Source organism: Chryseobacterium gwangjuense, from assembly GCF_021311115.1.
GTDB lineage: Bacteria > Bacteroidota > Bacteroidia > Flavobacteriales > Weeksellaceae > Chryseobacterium > Chryseobacterium gwangjuense.
This window is the reverse complement of sequence record NZ_JAJTNP010000003.1, coordinates 437,622-454,425: the sequence shown is the minus strand read 5'-3', so window position 1 is coordinate 454,425 and position 16,804 is coordinate 437,622. Positions and strand designations below refer to the sequence as shown.

General features: G+C 34.7%; 14 protein-coding genes. 6 read left to right on the top strand and 8 right to left on the bottom strand.

All coding sequences use genetic code 11. The features are described 5' to 3' along the window. Window positions 1–24 precede the first annotated feature (24 nt). Window positions 25–1,209: a DUF1501 domain-containing protein gene (locus tag LV842_RS08690; RefSeq protein ID WP_233111046.1), complete on the top strand. Its 1,185-nt coding sequence runs from the start codon at window positions 25–27 to the stop codon at window positions 1,207–1,209. 77 nt (window positions 1,210–1,286) lie between these two features. On the opposite strand, the gene LV842_RS16090 is transcribed toward LV842_RS08690, so the two are convergent. The 4 genes from LV842_RS16090 to LV842_RS08675 form a co-directional block, all read right to left on the bottom strand. Continuing rightward, complete coding sequence (locus tag LV842_RS16090; protein ID WP_262909399.1) at window positions 1,287–1,418, bottom strand: hypothetical protein; 132 nt, start codon at window positions 1,416–1,418, stop codon at window positions 1,287–1,289. A gap of 58 nt (window positions 1,419–1,476) precedes the next feature. Beyond that, window positions 1,477–2,499 (bottom strand): helix-turn-helix transcriptional regulator, encoded by a 1,023-nt coding sequence (locus LV842_RS08685; RefSeq protein WP_233111045.1) that lies wholly within the window; start codon window positions 2,497–2,499, stop codon window positions 1,477–1,479. A gap of 114 nt (window positions 2,500–2,613) precedes the next feature. Continuing rightward, window positions 2,614–2,946, bottom strand: a complete 333-nt coding sequence (locus tag LV842_RS08680) for a HopJ type III effector protein (protein WP_233111065.1) — start codon at window positions 2,944–2,946, stop codon at window positions 2,614–2,616. Next, window positions 2,940–6,941 carry an AAA domain-containing protein gene (locus LV842_RS08675; RefSeq protein ID WP_233111044.1) on the bottom strand — a complete coding sequence of 1,334 codons (4,002 nt, stop codon included), beginning with the start codon at window positions 6,939–6,941 and terminating at the stop codon, window positions 2,940–2,942. Before LV842_RS08675 ends, LV842_RS08680 begins: the two co-directional genes overlap by 7 nt. Before the next feature lie 402 nt (window positions 6,942–7,343). On the opposite strand from LV842_RS08675, the gene LV842_RS08670 reads away from it, so the two are divergent. Further along, window positions 7,344–8,729 carry an RtcB family protein gene (locus LV842_RS08670; RefSeq protein WP_233111043.1) on the top strand — a complete coding sequence of 462 codons (1,386 nt, stop codon included), beginning with the start codon at window positions 7,344–7,346 and terminating at the stop codon, window positions 8,727–8,729. Window positions 8,730–8,901: 172 nt separating this feature from the next. On the opposite strand, the gene cobC is transcribed toward LV842_RS08670, so the two are convergent. The 4 genes from cobC to LV842_RS08650 form a co-directional block, all read right to left on the bottom strand. Continuing rightward, window positions 8,902–9,456, bottom strand: coding sequence for an alpha-ribazole phosphatase family protein (cobC, locus tag LV842_RS08665; protein ID WP_233111042.1), 555 nt, complete (start codon window positions 9,454–9,456; stop codon window positions 8,902–8,904). Next, entirely contained in the window at window positions 9,441–10,223 is a 783-nt protein-coding gene (locus LV842_RS08660) for an adenosylcobinamide-GDP ribazoletransferase (RefSeq protein WP_233111041.1), read from the bottom strand. Before LV842_RS08660 ends, cobC begins: the two co-directional genes overlap by 16 nt. Next, complete coding sequence (cobT, locus tag LV842_RS08655; RefSeq protein ID WP_233111040.1) at window positions 10,224–11,228, bottom strand: nicotinate-nucleotide--dimethylbenzimidazole phosphoribosyltransferase; 1,005 nt, start codon at window positions 11,226–11,228, stop codon at window positions 10,224–10,226. Window positions 11,229–11,337: 109 nt separating this feature from the next. Next, window positions 11,338–11,679, bottom strand: coding sequence for a TfoX/Sxy family protein (locus LV842_RS08650; RefSeq protein ID WP_233111039.1), 342 nt, complete (start codon window positions 11,677–11,679; stop codon window positions 11,338–11,340). A gap of 165 nt (window positions 11,680–11,844) precedes the next feature. On the opposite strand from LV842_RS08650, the gene LV842_RS08645 reads away from it, so the two are divergent. The 4 genes from LV842_RS08645 to LV842_RS08630 all read left to right on the top strand — a co-directional run bounded on the left by LV842_RS08645 (window position 11,845) and on the right by LV842_RS08630 (window position 16,803). Next, on the top strand, window positions 11,845–12,360 hold the full coding sequence (locus tag LV842_RS08645) for a DUF2975 domain-containing protein (RefSeq protein ID WP_233111038.1): 516 nt from the start codon (window positions 11,845–11,847) through the stop codon (window positions 12,358–12,360). A gap of 1 nt (window position 12,361) precedes the next feature. After that, complete coding sequence (locus tag LV842_RS08640) at window positions 12,362–12,568, top strand: helix-turn-helix domain-containing protein (protein WP_233111037.1); 207 nt, start codon at window positions 12,362–12,364, stop codon at window positions 12,566–12,568. A gap of 192 nt (window positions 12,569–12,760) precedes the next feature. Beyond that, entirely contained in the window at window positions 12,761–13,633 is an 873-nt protein-coding gene (locus tag LV842_RS08635; protein WP_233111036.1) for an ABC transporter ATP-binding protein, read from the top strand. 2 nt (window positions 13,634–13,635) lie between these two features. After that, a complete protein-coding gene (locus LV842_RS08630; RefSeq protein WP_233111035.1) occupies window positions 13,636–16,803 on the top strand; it encodes a M1 family aminopeptidase in 3,168 nt (1,055 codons plus the stop codon). Window position 16,804: the final 1 nt, after the last annotated feature.

Here is a 16,804-nt window from a genome sequence, read left to right as displayed (position 1 = left end):
ATCTTTAACCTAAAACCTAATTGTATGTTAATCAAAAGAAGAGAATTCCTAAAAATAAGTTCATTGGCTACCGCATCTTTTTTGATGCCAAATTTCCTGAAAGCAATGACATTCGACGAAGCGTTGGTACCCGATCAGAAAATACTTGTCGTACTACAATTCACAGGAGGAAATGACGGTCTGAATACGATCATTCCTACCAAAAACGATATTTATTTTAAAGAAAGAAATAAAATCGCAATCAAAGATTCTTTAGCATTGAATGACGAAACGGGGATCAATCCTGCCCTCTCCTATTTTAAAGAGCTCCATGATCAGGGTGAACTCTCAATTTTAAACAATATTGGTTATCCGAATCCCGATAAATCTCACTTCCGAAGCATGGATATCTGGCATTCTGCAAGTAAAAGTGATGAGTATTTAGAAACAGGCTGGCTAGGTCGATTTCTGGATGAAGAATGTTATCGTTGTGAGCATCCTACTCAAGCACTGGAAGTAGATGATATGCTGAGCTTAGCTTTAAAAGGCGAAAAAAACAAAGCGTTTGCTTTCAAAGATCCGAAAAGATTGTACCAAACAAGCCAAGAAAAGTATTTCAAATCGTTGTATGATCATCACCATGATGATGAAACGGTTTCTTATTTATACCAAACTTTAGGCTCTACCATCAATAATGCTGATTATATTTTTGAAAAAAGTAAAGCAAAAAAAACTGAGCAGACCTATCCGAATTCTCAATTGGGAAAAGACTTCAAAACCGTTGCTTCATTGATTAAATCTGATATCAATACAAGGGTTTATTATCTTTCTGTCGGAAGTTTTGATACGCATGTGAACCAAAATGAAAGACAGAAAAAGTTATTCGGAGACATTAATGAAGCTGTAAAATCTTTCGTTGCCGATATGAAAAGTAACGGACTTTTTGATGATATTTTATTAATGACCTTCTCAGAATTTGGCCGTCGTGTTGCTCAAAATGCAAGTAACGGAACCGACCACGGAACAGCAAACCAGATGTTTTTCATCAGTGGAAGCCTGAAGAAAAAAGGTCTTTTGAATCCACTTCCGGATTTAGCCCACTTAAATGAAGGAGATTTAATTTATACTGAAGATTTCAGGAAAGTTTATGCTACGGTTCTTAAAAACTGGCTAAAAGCGGATTCTTCCAAAGTATTGGGCTGGAAAAATGGGGTTTATGATTTTATTTAATTATCAAAAAACAAAAAGAGACTGTTACACAATGAACAGTCTCTTTTCTATAAATATAAATCTAACTACTTCTAATTTTATGCAGGAAGTTTCTTAGGCTCTTCTTCCTGTGATTTTTTATCCAGTTTTTCGGAAATTTTCTTTACTATAAATTCAATTACCAAAGGTGCTACAATTGCGAGAACAGCTTTAAATATTCTTGATTTCATACTATTTATTTTATGTTTCTAAGAGATACAATTTTCAAGCCATTTTAATTAAACGAGATTATAATTCTTCATTTTTATTAGTAAGCTCCTGATAATTTAAATAAGCCATTTGAATACTTTTAGCAATTCTTTGTTTCAGTTTCCTGGGGCCTAAAACTGTTAAAAACTCACCCATTCCCAAAATCATTCGCTCCAACTCGAAATTGAGCTGAACACAGATTTTAAAAGTAGTTCCTCTTTCGTCTTCTTTGATAATTTCCTGAGAATAATGAAAAGGTTTAGTTTTCACATAGGGAGCATGTTTGGAATTCACTATGAATATTACATTTTGAGGACGTTGCGTTTCTGAAACTGTCGCACCAATAACTTCCCCGAAATAGCGGTCTGCATCAAAATCCTTATCAATATATTCCGTTTCATGATCTGTTTCAATACCTATCATTCTGTCTAAAGCAAGATTATAGATTGCTTTTTTATGCCAGCAAATCAAAAACCACCGGTTGTTATATTCTTTCAATAATTGAGGATGGACCGTCAGAATATTTTCTTCTTTCGCTTTAAAACTTTTATAACAAATCTTTAAAACCTTCTTATTAAGAATCGCTTCATATAAAACATCAATATGCTCCAATCCTTTCAACTGCTCATTTTTATCTAAATGAATAATTGATTTCTGATTAGTTGAATGAATAGAATCTTCCAGTTTCTGAATTACCCCGTTCATCTCCTTAAACATCGAAAAATCCTTGAACTGCTTCAAAATCTGCACCGCATTATTCATTGCTTTCAGGTCACTTTCATTCACCGAAATATTATGAATGCTGTATTCAGGATCGCTGTACCTATAATATTTTCTTTCATACACTTCAATCGGAGCTTCATACCCGAACTTTTCACTTCGCATATTCTGCAAATCCAACTGTACCGTACGTTTGCTTACGAAAGATTCTTTTCCTTCAAATTCAAACAATGCTTCGGAACATTCATCGATCAGATCTTCTAAGGTATATTTTCGATACTTATTCTTGAGACATTTGTCTAAAGTTTTATAGCGGATTAAAGCGTTTTTATTGGATGACATAGGCTTAGATTGAGGTTAAGCTGAATTTAAATTATGTAAAATTCCCCTCCTTTGGAGGGGTGGCGAAAATTCGCAGAATTTTTGACGGGGTGGTTAAAAACTTATTATTTATAACTATTTTCTCACTAAAGCTTCTCCCTCAAAAGCAATTCCGTCCCAACCGAATTCCATAAAGTTTCTGATATTCTGATGATCCGTTCCTTCAGGATTTTTCAATACATCTTCTCTGTAAAATTCTCCGAAAAGATTCAAGGTATCTTCTTTAGACAAATCATTCAGTTTTGCATAACTGAAAACTTTACACGAACCATTATTTTGGTTTTCTTCATTTACCGTATTTCCGTTGGTAAATTTCGTAGGTGTAAAATCGTAATTTTCATCAATATGAGCGATTACCTCTTTAAATTGAATGGTTTCCGGTGAATTTTTTAATTGTTCTGTCATGATATTTTTTTATGTATTTTTTGTATTTCAGCATCAAGGTTTTGCCAACAGTTCTGGCTCCATATTCTTACATATTCAAAACCTGTATTTCGTACTATTTTTTCTTTATGCACATCTTCCAGATATCCAAGATTTCCGGAATATTTTTCTTTACTCATTGCTTCCACGATAATAGATTTTCCATCTTCTTTTTCAATGAGAATATCAAATTCATAGCCTCCGAAATGATGGTTCTTCAACAGTTTGATATGAGGAAAGTCTTTCTGTAATTGATTATAAATTACATCAATGAAAGCACTGGAACTATTGTTTTTCTCAGAATGATTGGTATATCCGAACTGATCCAAAGTATTTAGAATTTCAATCCTTTGATTTTCATTTTTATCACTCACAGCTTTACAATACGCCAGATACGCATACAAAACTGCTTTTCTGTTATTCGAACCTTCCTGCTCCAAAGCATCTTCATAATTTGAGAAAACATCTTCAGGAATTGAGTTGCAAACGTAGATCTTCTCTTTCGCTCTTGTGATAATTACATTCAATAATTTATAGCCTTTTGTATGGTTGATCGGTCCAAAACTTTGGATAAATTTCCCACCGGATTTTCTTCCATACGTTGTCGACATAATGATAATATCTCTTTCATCACCCTGAATATTTTCAAGGTTTTTAATAAACAATCCGGCTGCTTCCAATCCCTGGATTTTTTCTTTAAAAATTTCATTTCCGGGAAGATTGGTCTGCTGAACGATTTTTCTTTTAATATAATTTCTCTGTGAGATATTAAAGGTGGCAATCCCAACTGAAGGATAATTTCCCTCTTTCAAAGGTTGAATACTTTGTAAAATTTCCAACACTTTATCCGCTTCTTCCTTATTTGTATGTTCATCAAAAATTCCATCCACCTGAAAGAATTCAATCGGTTGTGTTTCAGATTTTGTCGGAAGAGGTTTCAAACGCGAATTGTAGAACGCATGATTAGAAAAGTCGATTAAGTAAGGATGTTTTGAACGGTAATGAAAATCCAGATGATTTTTTTCAAACTGGCTTTCCGTGGCAAAATCCAATAAAGACTCAATATTTAACAAAGAGTTTTTATACGTGATCACCTCATTTTCAGATTCAATATCATCCTCATCTTCAATTGTCCCGTCAAAAACTTTGCTGAAATAATTTGAAGGCGGCATCTGATGCTCATCACCTGCAATAATAATATTTTTCCCTTTCAGCATTGCCGGAAGGTTATCTTCCAGTTTCAACTGACTGGCTTCATCAAAAACCACATGATCGAAGTAAAAATTCTTCCCCTGGAAAAGATTGCTGCAAGCATCCGGAGTTGTAAGAATAATAGGAAAAAAGTTAGTAAAAAGATCCATGTCTTTCTGAACAATCTGCCTCAATGTTAACCTTTTATGATTGACACTACTTCTTTTATTATAAAGATTGGCAACCGTAATATCTTTATTCGTTTGTTCAAACCTCTTTACCGCATTTTGCTGAGCATCATTCCAAAAATACTGAATAAAATTCTGCTGAGAAGAACCATACTGTTTAATCTGTTTTGAGATTTCTTCGTAATTCTTTTCGTTAAAATTAAGTTTCGAATCAGAATATTTATTTAACAATAGCGGAAAATAGGCAGCATAAAAAGAAGCATTCCAGTTGTTAACGGAATGAAGTTTCTCCAATATCTTTTTCTGAAAAACACTTAAAGGTTGATAAAAATAAAACCAGTTAAACTCCGCCAACAAAGGATTTTCAGGATGATTTCTGTACGTTCTGTATCGATCTAAAATAGCAATCAGATACTGATCAAAGTTTTGATAGGTGTTTCCAAAATTTACATCTTTCACCCATTGATCATTAGAGATACTTTTTTTCAGCTGCTGAATTCGTTGAGTAATGATCTCAGTCTCTTTTCCTGAAACTACAGGATCAAATACATTCAGGAAATCAATGGCATTAAACTGTTCTTTCAAATGAAAAGAAAATTCAGACTGAAGAGTTTGCATTTTCTGACGATAATTCAGAATTTCGTTTTTATTGTTCCAAAGATGATCAGACAGATCGATCGAAGGGAAAAACTCATTCAGACTGATCTGTTTAATAGAAGAACTTATTTCCAGTAATCTTTTCTGATTGCTGATCTTCTTTTTCTTTGATGAAGAAAACAATGCAGTGAACTTATAGAAAAATCCGTTCGTAATTTCCGGGTGAAATTCATCAGAACTTTCATTCAGCACAGAAGTAATTACTTCCGTTTCGTTAATTAAAGATGATAATTTTTGAAAATTCTGACTAAAATCCTGCTTTTTATTTTCTTCATAAACAGGTTTAAAATCTATGATTAACGACTGGATTTCGTCCCACATTTTCTCATAATACTGAAAGGAAGTATCTAAATTCTGCAGGCTGCTATGAAAATTCTCACGGATCAGTTGTTCAGGATGAATAAATGATAATTTTTCAAAAGGTTGATACTCCTGATAAACCTCTTTTCCTTTTTCCAAAACATATTCAATCTCCTTACCTTCTTCTTCTGAAAAAGAAAACTGAATATCCTGAATATTTATATTTTCCTTGGTATCCTGAAATGTTAAAAGATCACCGACAATTTCCGTCCAGTTTTTGCCCGAAATCAAATCTGAATTCAAGAGTTCATGAACCGTATTAATTGTTGCTTTATGTTGTGAAATTACTGTGAGTTGATCTTGCAATGACTGAACGGAATAAGGCTGTCCCTGTTTTTTAAAATCGGCCGGGTCAATTGTATTTCGGACAGCATCTACCACAAGCTTTCTGTCGGACATACTGTCTTTAATCATCACACAATAACGCCCCAAACCTAGTTTATGAAGCGCATTATATAAAACTTCCAATGCAGTCTGCTTTTCACAAACAACAATTGTTTTTTGTTTATTTTCCAAGGCATTGACCAAAACCGCAGTCAATGTCTGACTTTTTCCCGTACCCGGTGGACCCTGAATCAGAATTTTCGTCTGTGATTTTAATGATTCTAAAATTCCTTGCTGAGAAGGATCGGTTTCAATGGACGTAATAGATTGAAAATCCTGTTTTATTTCGTTTTCAAGAGGTTTAAATTCCCTCTTCAACGATTCATAATCATTAATAATATTTTGTTTCTGAACTTCAAAAATAGAGAAAACACCAGATTTAATAATAATCGCATCTCCATTATTCTGAAGCTGTTCATCGTAGGAAGCTTTTGGCTTTATGAATGGGATTTCCTCGTAATTATTCAAGATAAAATCAAGATTCTGCGTGATTTTTAGCTGACCTAATAAGGTTTGGCAAATCTCTAACAGTTCCGGTTTATCTATTTTTCCGTCGGCAAGCATTTCTTCAGAAATCTGTTCCAATACAATTCCTGAGTCATTTTGCAGGTGATTGATCAGAACCTCATTCACATAGATCGGATCATCTTCGGTTCTACTGATTTCCCAAGTATTCAGCTCATTGACAGGTTTTATATTCACAGACCAGATCAGAATAGGTGAAGCGGAAATCTGTCCATCCATATCTTTCCTGATCAAAATCGGAAAACCAAATCCCAAAGAATTGATTCCTTTCTCAGATCGTATGACTTCGTTTTGAAAGATCAGGTTTTCTAAACCGGTAGAAAGTTTTTCTAAAGCTGCTTCTCTTGTTCTATCTTTAACCAGTGCAACTTCTGCTACCTTATTTTCGGTAACTTCTTTTTCATCTTCATATAAGTAAATACTTTCTTTTTCCGGAGTTTTAGCAACCTCATCAGAAATTTTATCATGAATGGAGAATTTAAAATTAACGTTCTTTTGCGTTAAAAGGTTAATGATAAAATGCTCCGGAAGACTCTTATGAATTTTAGAAAGTCGGGCAAGATCAAATTTATATCTTGAGTTTCCGGGAATCGCATTTAAATGAACACCTCTTCTATTACCTGTTTTCAGTTTGTTTTGAAATGCCTGAAATATTTCCGGATTTAAATTTTCCATCTTGCCTAAAAATAATTTTGAATAAAAATATAAAATTTTTCTACAACGCAAAAACATTGCACACTTTAGTTTTTACTTTGCATCAACAAAATGACCTTGTAGCTTAAAAGGAAAAGCCTACGGAAAAATTTACGTATTCGTAGAGTTTGGGGATATTCCCGTTAGACCTGCGCGGACTAATGGGTAGAGTTTACAGAAGCACCGAAATTCTGAGAAAAGTAGGGAAGCGTATTTACAGCCTCAATGCCAATTTGGAATGTGAGTTCGAATCTCATCAAGGTTACAAAAATGACAGATGTAAACACCGCAGCCCGACTTGAACGAAGCTCTTTTTGAGAAACGAAGTGGAGCAAAAAAGCAGGAGTGGAAGGCGGTTAACAGCTGCCAATAAAAAAAATTAAAATGAATAAAATGACTGGTAACGATTTAATAGCTTTAGGATATAGACCTGCAAAATGGTTTGCGGAAGCTTTGGGGTATATTAAGGAAAACAAACTAAATGAAAATCAAATTAAAGAATATTTAGAGCAATTCAAACAACCGGAGCCTATTCCGCTTCATGAAACAGCAAAAGATTTTATCATCAACATCCGAGCCGAGCATGAAAGTGAAAACGATAATGTGGAAAAAGTAATCAATACGATGAATGTCTTAATGAAAACTCCGACTTTGGTTGCCGGTGCAATCATGCCCGATGCGTGTCCTACAGGTCCGGTTGGTCAAATTCCTGTAGGTGGAGTCGTTGTAGCGAAAAATGCCATTCATCCGGGATTCCATAGTGCAGATATCTGTTGTTCGGTGATGTTGACGGATTTTGGAAAAGCAAATCCCAAAGAAGTGTTGGATGCCGCTCATTCTGTTACGCATTTCGGATATGGAGGAAGACCAAGAGGTGAGCAAATGCCAATGTCTCAGGAATTGATGGATGCGTTCAGAGCCAATGAGTTCCTGAATGATGAAAAACTGATCAGCATTGCCCGTTCTCATATGGGAACTCAAGGTGATGGAAACCATTTCTTATTTGTTGGGATCTCAAAAAATACAGGAAATACCATGTTGGTAACGCATCACGGCTCAAGAGCTCCCGGAGCGGCTTTGTATGATAAAGGAATGAAAGTGGCCAATAAATTCAGAATGGAAAACTCTCCTGAAACCTTGAAAGAAAACGCCTGGATTCCGTATGAATCTGAAGAAGGAAAATCATATTGGGAAGCACTTCAATTGATCAGAACATGGACGAAAGAAAACCATACTTCCATTCATGATGCGACTTTAAGTAAGCTGGGAATTGAGAAAGAAGACAGATATTGGAACGAACATAATTTCGTTTTCAAAGATGGGGATTTGTTTTACCATGCAAAAGGAGCAACACCTTTAGATGATAAATTTATGCCGGATATTACAGGACCAAGATTGATTCCGTTGAATATGGCAGAACCTGTTTTAATTGTTCAGGGAAAAACGAATGAGAGAAATCTAGGCTTTGCTCCACACGGAGCGGGAAGAAATTTCAGCAGAAGTCAGCATAAAAGATCTTTGGCTCACAAAACGATTGAAGAAGTTTTTGAAGAAGAAACTCAAGGATTAGATATCCGTTTCTTTTCAAATGAAATTGATATTTCTGAACTTCCGACTGCTTATAAAAGCGCCAAAAACGTAAGAGCGCAGATCGAAGAATATGGACTTTGCGAAGTTCTGGATGAAGTGATGCCTTATGGATGTATTATGGCGGGTGACGTTCAGAAAAATGCACCGTGGAAGAAAAAGAAGAAGTTTGGAAAAGCTTAGTATTTTTCTTTTGTCTTGAAACAAAAATTCACCATGCAAATACAATTTTATCGAAGATAAAATCCTTGCGCCTTAAAACAACTAATAAAACAAATTGCGTCTTTGCGCTTAAACCCAAAAAACTAATGACCCAACCTTGCAGGTCTTTGTAACTTGCAAGGTTATTTTTATTTTAAATATTCATTTTTTTAATAGAAACCTGTTCATTTTTCACATCAATTACAACCTTTTTCCCGTAATCGATCTGAATATTGAACATATTTTTCAAAGGAAACTGAAGAATAGTCTGAAGTATTAATCGAATGACTCCTGCGTGGGTAACAATTAAAATTTTGTTGACGTTTTCTTTCGAAATCAATTCATTCCAAAACTCAGAAACACGGATTTGCATTTCCAATAAATTCTCTCCGTTTTTAGCTTTTCTAGTAATGAAATCTTCATACCAAGGATTGATTTCCTCTTCGGGAATTTCTGACCATTTTTTCAGTTCCCAATCTCCGAAATTCATTTCACGAATCCTTTCATCTGTTTCGTAATTCAACTGAAAATATTGTGCTAATAACTGACAACGCTGTGAAGGGCTTGAAATAATCCAATCAAAATCTTTATCAATTTGAACAACCTTTAAATCTTCTTCAAAGCCTTTTCTTAAAGGTATTTCGGCAAATCCGTAACACAAATGATCAGGATTTTCTACAGCAGTATGACGAATTAGATGAATTTCCATACGATGATTGTTCCTAAATAGAATAACACCTCACAAACCTGCTGAACCGTTCCCAAACAATCACCAGTATAGCCTCCGATATGTTTCTTGAAATACCATCCCAAATAGACTTTCCCGATATAAGCTAATATAAAAGCCAGGATTAATCGCCAATCCGGAAGCAGTGAAAATGCAATAAGAACAGCTAAAAAACTTATGAATAAAGACTTTCCATCCAAAGGTTTATTCGCCAATGGTTTAGATTTGCTTACATCAATATCTGTAACATATTGATGCGTGTAAATCATAGTTCCTGAAATAAAGCGGCTTGATGTATGAGCAAAAATAATGATGGCTAAAGTTTTCGTTACATCAATATTTCCTAATTCTTTAATGCTGAAAAATTTTAAGGCAAATAACAAAATGATTCCAATTGCGCCATAAGCTCCAACGCGGCTGTCTTTCATGATAGTCATAATTTTCTCTTTACCATAACCACCTCCGAAACTATCGCAAACATCCGTAAAACCATCTTCATGAAACGCTCCGGTCAGCAAAACACTTGAAACCATCATCAAAACAATCGCTATTTCAAGGTTAAAAAGTTGAAAGGGAAGATAGAAAACAACAGCATTGATTACCCCAACCAATAATCCAACCCAAGAAAAATATTTTTGGGATCTGTTCATAATCTCACTAGAATACGGAACTTTGAACGGAACAGGAATCCGGGTGAAAAACATCAAAGCTGTTGCAAAGTAAATCAGTTCATTCTTTAGAGCTTTCATTTAGTCTTTATTTGAAACATTTGCATCTTCAAAACTTGACATTTCATTCAGAAAATTAACCGCACTCTGAATGATCGGGTAGGCTAATGCACAGCCAGTTCCCTCTCCTACTCTCAAATTAAGATTCAGCAAAGCTTTTTGACCTAATAATTCTAATAATTTGATGTGTGCATATTCATCACTAACATGACAGAAGATGCAATTATTTAAAATATCAGGATTCTTTTTAAATAAGGCAGAAATAGCAACCGTTGCGATAAATCCGTCAATCAGAATCAACATATTCTGTCGGTACGCTTCTTCCATTGCGCCCATCATCTGAGCAATTTCCAAACCTCCAAAAGTCTGGGCAATTTTATCCGCCGTTTCAAGATTTGGATATTTCTCTATAGATTTTGAAAGAATTTCAATCTTATTCTGCAATTGAGCATCATTTAAACCGGTTCCTCTTCCCACACAATCCGCAATCGGAATATTGAATAACTGGCTCATCATTAATGAAGAAGCCGAAGTATTTCCAATCCCCATTTCCCCAAAACCGATAATGTTACAACCTGTTTCAGCAATTTCTTCAACAACCGACTTACCGTTTTCTAAAGCTAGTTGATATTCCTCAACAGTCATTGCGGGTTCGTCCAGAATATTTCTACTGGATTTTCTGACTTTTTTATCGATCAAATTCAAGCCTTCAGGAAAATCGAAATTGACTCCAGCATCCACAATTTTTATATCAGTTCCGTTCTGTCTACAAAAAACATTGATTGCTGCACCTCCCCCTAAAAAATTCATCACCATCTGGTAAGTAACTTCCTGTGGATAAGCGCTCACACCTGCTGTTGCAATTCCATGATCGGCTGCAAAAACAACCATATGAGGTTTGATTAATTTGGGAGATGCTGTCTGCTGAACCAATCCGATTTTATGAGCCAGTTGCTCCAAAAATCCTAGTGCACCTAGAGGTTTTGTCTTGAAATCGATTTTGTGTTGTAATTCGTCTGCTAACATTGATGTAATGTAGGTTTTTGTCTTTTTATTAGATTAAATGATGGGTGCAAATTACTAAATTCCGAGTATTAAACGGGTATTTAATTTTCTTTTGTCTTGAAACAGAAATTCAAGACTTTGAAACTTTAGCCATCGGATTATAGTCCAAACATATTTTTATCCAATATTCAAAATCTTCGGGTTTTTGAAAACCTTGAGGTTCTACATAGCAATATCCTTTAAGCTGTTTCCCTTTCATCATCATCGGCAGAAATCCCTTTCTCTCTGCAACTTCATCTTCCAGATCAGGATCATAACGACACATCAGATTGTCGTGACTCACATTGATACACATTTTCCCATTCACCAGAAAAGATAACCCACTGAACATTTTTTTCTCAACAATTTCAAGATCGGAAATTTCGGAAAGCCGTTCACGAACTCTGTTTGCAAGTTCAATATGATATGCCATGATCAAAAATTTTATATTTCTAAGTTAATTAAAAACTGCCATCTATATTAAGTTTTTCCCTATTTTAATACTTAATTAAAAATTCAGAAATAAAATTTTATTTAAATTACTTATTGTTTTACGATAATTAATTATACATTTGCATTATCTATTAATTATCAAGTCATGAACCAGACAAAAATTATTTCACAAATTCTCTACTACATTTGCTTTGTACTGGCAATCGGCTATTTGCTGACTGCGGTTTATTCAATTCTTTGTCTCGTAACCGGATTTAGCATTACCCCTTATAAGGAAAATGTATACTTTCATATCAACTACCCTTTTACCGAAAAACCTTTTTTGAACATTGAAAACAACTATCCGTACATCTTATTCTCCTTTCTTTTGGTTTTAATATCGTACGGAATATTCTTTTGGTTTTCTGCTAAAGTTTTTAAGGTCTTCTTCCAACCAAAATTATTCACAAAGGAAAATATTATACACCTGAAAAGATTTTATGTTTATAATATCTTTTTTCCATTACCTCTGGTAGTGATCGCGAACTTCTTCGTAGAAGTGGAAAGTATAATCTGGGGATTGGTTTTTATCCATCTCATGCTGGGAATTTTCTGTTTATTTCTTGCGAATATTTTTAAGCAAGGATTACATTTGCAAAACGAACAAGATTTATTTATATAAAATGCCAATTATAGTCAACTTAGATGTGATGCTTGCCAAGCGTAAAATGCAGAGTAAAGAATTGGCAGAAAAACTGGGAATTACACCCGTTAATCTCTCCATCCTGAAAACAGGAAAAGCCAAGGGAGTCCGTTTTGATACATTGGAAGCCATCTGCAAGATACTGGAATGTCAACCGGGAGACATTTTAGAATTTAGAGATGAATGATAAGTAATCAAGAATCCTCGATTATTTTGATCATCTTATGTGAACTTTTTGAAATTAAAACTCTAGTCTTTTAATAATAGCTTTTGTGACTTTTGTGGTTACATTACACCTTTCAGTATAAAATCTTAAACATATTATTTTAAAAAAGCAATGGAAGCATTGCCTGTCCTTCTATTATCCAAACCCAACAATATGAATACTTTATCTATCAACAATCTCAGTCTCACCTATAAAAATGGGTTTCAGGCTATTCAAAACATTTCCCTGGAAATCGGAAACGGAATGTTCGGACTTTTAGGTCCCAACGGAGCCGGAAAATCTTCTTTAATGAAAACCATCGTCGGACTTCAGAAACCCACTTCAGGAAATATAATCTTCAATGGAGTCGATATTGCTGAAAACCCTGATTATATAAAACAAAATTTAGGCTTTTTGCCTCAAGATTTTGGTGTATATCCTAAAATTTCCGCTTATGATCTATTAGAACATATCGCGATTTTAAAAGGCATTAAAAACAGTACCGAACGCAAAAATCAGATCATAAACTTGCTTGAAAAAGTAAATCTGTCTGATTTCAGAAATAAAGAAGTCCATACGTTTTCCGGAGGAATGAGACAACGATTTGGAGTTGCACAAGCTTTATTGGGTAATCCGAAGATTATTATCGTCGATGAACCTACAGCTGGTCTTGATCCCGAAGAACGTAACCGCTTCAATTCTTTGTTGAATGACATCAGTAAAGAAGTTATTGTAATTCTTTCCACGCATCTCGTGGAAGATGTCCGCAATCTGTGTTCACAAATGGCGATTATGAATAAAGGAAAGCTACTGAAAAAAGGAAACCCCAATGATCTGATCGCAGAACTGGATCAGAAAATATGGTCAAAATCCATTGAAAAAAATGAATTGGATCATTATCAGTCAGCTTATCAAATTATCAGTCAGCAATTGATTGAAAGGGAATTATACATTACGACATTCTCCAACGAGAAACCAAAAGATTTCCTACCAGTAAATCCTTTATTGGAGCACGTTTACTTCCATTCTCTCACTCAAAACATCTAATCATGAATGCCTTATTTTTATTCGAAATCCAACGCACTACAAAGCATTGGCTCACTTATCTTATTTCCTTAATTCTGATCGGAATCGGAATATTTTGCGGAAATAATTTCAACCTCAGTATTGGAGAAGGCATCTATTTGAACTCTCCTTATACCATTGGTTTTATGACCGGGATGTTGAGCTTATCCGTTATATTATTTGCTACTATTTTTGCCAGTCAGCAACTTTTTAAAGACCAGGATTCAAAATTTGACACCATCTTGTTTTCCCTTCCGTTTTCAAAATGGAATTATGTATGTGGAAGATTTTTCCCTTTCTTTTTAATGACATTCTTAAGCTTTACGTTCTTAATGACCGGCTTTATGATCGGACAGAATATGCGTACCGGAAGTGAGATACAACCTTATTTTAACCTTTGGTATTATCTATTTCCGCTTTTAATCTTTGGATGCATCAATTGTCTTTTGGTCTGTAGTTTTTTGTTTTTCATTTCATTGACTACGAAGAAGAAGCTCCTGGTTGTGATTGGCGGATTACTGCTTTACGTCTTCTATATGGTTGTTTTGCTGTTTTCCAACTCCCCTTTTATGGCGGGAAGTGTTCCTCAATCATTAGAATCGCAGCAGATATCTGCATTCATTGATCCTTTTGGCTTATCTGCCTATTTTTTTGAAGGAAGAAGTCTTTCTGTTTCTGAGAAAAATGAATCGATTATTCCCTTGTCTTCCTATTTGTTAGTAAACAGAAGCATTTTCCTGATCATTTCGGTGGTGTTTTTATTGCTCTCCTATATCCTTTTTTCATTTTCAGGATTTTCCGGTAAAAAGAAAGGAAAAGCAGAGATCAATGCTCTATTTTCAAAGATCAATTCAAAAGCATATACTGTTGTAAGCCCAAATTTCAGAGTGGTTTCGTCTTTACAATCTGTATTATCTTTTGCCAAAATCGATCTCATTTATCTTTTTAAAGGGATTATCATGATCGCCGTTTCCATCTTATTGTTATTTTTTGTCGGAATGGAGATGTACGCTGAAATTGAAAAAGGAATCCGGCTTCCGCAGAAATACGCCAGCTCCGGTTTGATGGCCACTACGATTTCCGAAAATTTTCATTTGTTGGGCTTACTGATTGTCACTTACTTCATCAATGATCTGTATTGGCGAAGCAATACTTCAGGATTTTCACTGATTGAAAAAAGCACTTATTTTCATAAAAATAAATTGAGAGGTCATTTCTTATCTATCAGTATTTTACTGTTCTTTTTTACCGTAATATTGATTTTGGAAGGATTAGTTTTTCAATTGGGTTACGGTTATTTCCATATTGATTGGAACGCTTATTTAGGAACTACTCTTTTCAATACTTTACCGCTCATTCTTTTTTCCGGTTTTGTTTTGCTTATCAACGATACTATCAGGAACAGGTTTGTTGCTTTGGGCATTTCCGTTGTAGCGCTGATTATGATGGCAACACCCATTACAAAAAAAATCATTTCTTATCCGCTTTTGAGAATATTCTCAGATTTTAAAGGAACTTACAGTGAATTTAACGGATATGGAATTTACTCCACAGCTTTTGCAGAAAGACTTTTATTCGGATTCGGAATCATTCTTCTTTTGTGGATGATAAATGAATGGCTTACAACTAAGAAATGGAACCTAAAAAAAGCTTTCTTCAGTGTTTGTATACTTATTATCGGATGTTTGGCAGGAAATCAATTTATGAAAGGATATTCACCTAAAAATGATGACAAACTCATTTTAAATGCGGTTCATTATGAACAACAGTTCCGTTGGTACGAAAACCTACCACAACCTGTCATTACCGATGTTACGACACAAATTGACCTATATCCATCTCAAAGGTCTTATGAAATTAAAGGAAAATATACCTTGGCCAATCAAACTGATAAAGCTATTGACAAGATTCTTATCAATTTTCATCCGGATTTGAAAATAGAATCTGCAATCCTTCAAACTGCGTCTGAAACAAAGAAAATTGATCAAAACACTACTGAGATTCATTTAAAGCAGCCATTGCAACCCCATGAAACCACCCACCTTGATTTTAAAATATCCTATCAATGGTTTGCTGTAAACGGACATGAATCATTTAATGCGATTGTAGAAAACGGTTCTTTCATGAGGATCAGCAGATATTATCCTACGATTGGATACCAAAAAGATTATGAAATTGAGGATCAGAAGAAAAGGGATGAATATAAACTTGGAAAAGCACGAACTGTAAAAAAATTAGAAGCTCCGGAAGTTTTCAATAAAGATTTCATCAATTTAAACATGATCATCTCTACGGAAAAAGATCAAGAGGTTATTGGAACTGGAGATCTTATGGCTCAGTCAATAAGAGGAGAAAGACGATTTTTTCAATATGAATCGAAAAACATTCCTTTCCGTTTCGCTCTTTCTTCGGCAAAATATAAGCAGAAAAGTGTCAATTATAAAGGTATCAAGATCAATGTATTCTACCATGAAAAACATGAGGAAAATGTAACCCATCTCATCAAAAATACTCAAATAACATTAGATTATTGTACCGAAAATTTTGGAAACTATCCTTTTAAAACCATCAATTTTGCAGAAATTTCTTCATTTACCAGAGGTTTTGCAGCAACAGCTTATCCTTCTGCTATTTTTATGCCTGAAGATATGGTTTTCCATGCGAACATTCATGCAGATAAGAAGCAGGACGTCATTAATGAGCTTGCAGGACATGAACTCTCTCACCTTTGGTGGGGAAACAGCCAGATCAATCCGGATGACCGGGAAGGCTTTCCTATGCTCACGGAAACTCTTGCCATGTACACGGAAATGATGCTTTACAAAAAAATGCACGGTAAAGAAAAAATGATGGAACGAATAAAGGTTCATCAGCAAATCTATGATAATGAAAAAGGGTTGTCTGAAAACGAACCCCTCTATAAAGTAACCGGAAATAACACCCATATTTCTTATTCCAAAGGTCCTATTGCTATGGTACAACTCAGTGAACTGATCGGGGAAGGAAAAGTTAATCTAGCCTTGAAAAACTTCCTTCAACACAATACGTATCCTAAAAAACCTACTACTCTTGATCTTCTCAAAGAGTTTTACAGAGTCGCTCCGAATGAACAGATCAAAAAGAAAATCAATCAATTATTTACCTCTATATAAG